Origin of the sequence: Coleofasciculus sp. G2-EDA-02 (genome assembly GCF_040226375.1) — a bacterium.
GTDB lineage: Bacteria > Cyanobacteriota > Cyanobacteriia > Cyanobacteriales > Coleofasciculaceae > Coleofasciculus.
This window is the reverse complement of sequence record NZ_JAVKEW010000040.1, coordinates 1-2,670: the sequence shown is the minus strand read 5'-3', so window position 1 is coordinate 2,670 and position 2,670 is coordinate 1. Positions and strand designations below refer to the sequence as shown.

Genomic DNA, 2,670 nt, shown 5'->3' with positions numbered 1-2,670 from the left:
CGACTATTTGAATCAGTAGAAGAACTAGAAAAATTGCTACATAAATTATTAAATGAAGGAGAGCTTATAATTAAATGGAATAGAAAAATCAAAAACAAAGGCAATGCTGTTTATCCGGTTTAGCTGCGTAGCAGCTTATCTCGCAAAATAGACAAATGACAATGGGGGATCACGTTAGCCGTTGCTGCATATTCCGTCTCCCGCACTGTTCCATCCTTGCGCCGGAGACGAAACTCCCCCTTAACCTGTCCCTGTTCGAGAAAAATTTGCCACACCTGTGGGAAATCAAACTCCGATTCGGCAAAGTCTGATATGCAGTGTCCTAAAAGTTCGTCCCGGGACAAACCAAATAGCTGACAAGCCGCCGGATTGACCTCGACGTACTTTCCTTGATCATCCGCGATCGCTATGGCATCAAGCGCTTGATTAAACAGCGCCTGAAATAAAGAGTGGCTGTCACTGTTGCCATACATACTTTATATTTACTGATGGACTTATAAGTCTGGACGTGAACCACCGACGCTGACTCGATCACCAACGTGGGGAACCAAGAGAAATTCAACTCCAAAAATGTATCCAAGAATCGGAAATAATTGGATAGAATCTCTTCCTAGCTCCCCTGCACTGCGCCTTTTCTCCCCTACTTCCCTGCTTCTGCTGCTTTATGAGTTAACCGCGACAGGTTAACTGAGCCATTTGGGAGCTATTCTGGATCTATGTCTTCTGAACATGGATACTACTGATAGACTCCTGGGATTTTAGTTGGGAAAACGCTTATTGTAAACGACTATACTTTCTAATGTAGCAACGATTCTAAATCAATCATGGGTTGCTGCCGTAGGAACTGATTTTTGCTCAGGATGCAGAACTTGAGCCAATAGCATCCAGTACAAAACGCCGTACCAATATCAAAATCGGTTCTTCCGGACTTAGTATGCTATTCATCCCTGCTTTTAAACAGTCCTCGCGCACCTGTGGCATTTCATCAGATGTCACCGCAATAATACAATGACGCTGTTCTGGTAACCATTCTTAACATAAACGAAACTAATGGTTTTGGGTCAACCCGGTTCTGGAAAAACCCCGTTTCTCAAATATCTGGCAATGCAGTGCCGTGAAGGCAATTTCCTGATTTGTCCCCATTTTTATCACGATCAAAAACTTTGCTGAAGGTCAGTCGTGAGGTGCGACAGGAGATTGAGGATACCTGATTATTGCCAATTGCTGAAATAAACAAATGTAGGGGGCATAAATAAAATCTCGTTGTTGTAAATTTGCTCTCTGTGTGGGAATCTTGCCCGCTTCCCCTGTTTTCACAGACCCAGATCCTCCCACTCCATAAATTGCTGTCTCAATTTGATCAACCGTCCAATGCCAAACTAATAATTATACAATTATAGAAAGCACTCATTTGCTGCCAATTCTGCTGAACCTATGTTTCCAGTTATTTACTCCGACGAATTTCTTAATCATGACAACGGTAAATTCCACCCTGAACGCCCAGAAAGATTGACAGCTATTGTCAATGCCTTAAACGCTGCACCCTGGGCACATCTTGTGGATTGGCAGTTACCTACACCCGTAGAAAGTCGTCCTGTAATGTCTTTGTTGCAAAAAATTCATCACCCGGATTACATCAATTTAGTCAAACAACTTGCCCACGACGGTGGAGGAATGGTAGATGGTGACACGCGGGTTTCTCCACGCAGTTTTGATATAGCTCTGTTAGCCATCAGCGCTTGGTTAGATGGGGTTGATCGGGTTCTCACTAGCAACAACCCCGCCTTTGTCCTCGCACGCCCTCCTGGACATCATGCTGAAGGTTCACGGGGGATGGGATTTTGTATCTTTTCTAATGCTGCGATCGCGGCTTACTATGCCCTAGAACAACCGGGTATCCAAAAAGTCGCTATTTTGGATTGGGATGTTCATCATGGTAACGGCACTCAAAGCCTCGTGGAAAACGATGCCAGAATTGCCTACTGTTCCCTCCATCAATATCCTTGCTATCCTGGCACCGGTCACCCTCGCGAACGCGGCTCATACAATAATGTCCTGAATGTACCCATGCCACCAGGCAGTGCATTCACAGAATACCAACCCATGTTTGAGCAGGGGGTTATACCCTTTCTCAGGGAATTTCAGCCCGATTTACTCATCGTCAGTGCAGGTTACGACGCCAACGCCGATGATCCCCTAGCCAGCATCGCTCTGAAACCCAAAGATTTTGGCGTATTCACTGATTACTGTTTGCAACTGACTCACCGCATTTTATTTGGCTTAGAAGGAGGTTATGACCTTACTGCCTTAGCCAAGTCTGTTATTGCCACCATTGAACCCTGTTTAAACCTTGGTGAATAGTTGCCACAAATAGCTCAATCGATAATCATATCATTTCTGGCTGAGCGAGTGCGTCTATCATACCAGTAGTTATTTGGAATGGAATGTTACCCCTAAAACAGCTTCAGATTGTAACCTACACCTAAAATCAGTCCCACATCCGTCTCATCATCCTCAGGAAATACCACATTGACCGAGAACTAGGGATACAAGCCTCGTCCTTTTAGGACGACTTTTTATTTTCTCTTAGTCTTGTATTGTAATAAATAATGTGTTAATCTATAAAAGTAGTCTAGCACAGGCGAAAGTCGTGAGTATCGCCAATCGATT

Annotated in this window: 2 protein-coding genes and 1 pseudogene; 2 read left to right on the top strand and 1 reads right to left on the bottom strand. The window is 44.2% G+C overall.

Annotated features, from left to right (window positions below; all coding sequences use genetic code 11):
* Positions 1–123, top strand: a pseudogene (locus RLO19_RS04000) (IS630 family transposase); the annotation flags it as partial.
* Here RLO19_RS04000 and RLO19_RS03995 read toward each other — a convergent pair.
* Positions 120–473: a PAS domain-containing protein gene (locus RLO19_RS03995; protein WP_446354046.1), complete on the bottom strand. Its 354-nt coding sequence runs from the start codon at positions 471–473 to the stop codon at positions 120–122. The pseudogene RLO19_RS04000 and the gene RLO19_RS03995 sit on opposite strands and share 4 nt — an antisense overlap.
* A gap of 961 nt (positions 474–1,434) precedes the next feature.
* Here RLO19_RS03995 and RLO19_RS03990 point away from each other — a divergent pair.
* Entirely contained in the window at positions 1,435–2,361 is a 927-nt protein-coding gene (locus RLO19_RS03990) for a histone deacetylase family protein (protein ID WP_446354044.1), read from the top strand.
* Positions 2,362–2,670: the final 309 nt, after the last annotated feature.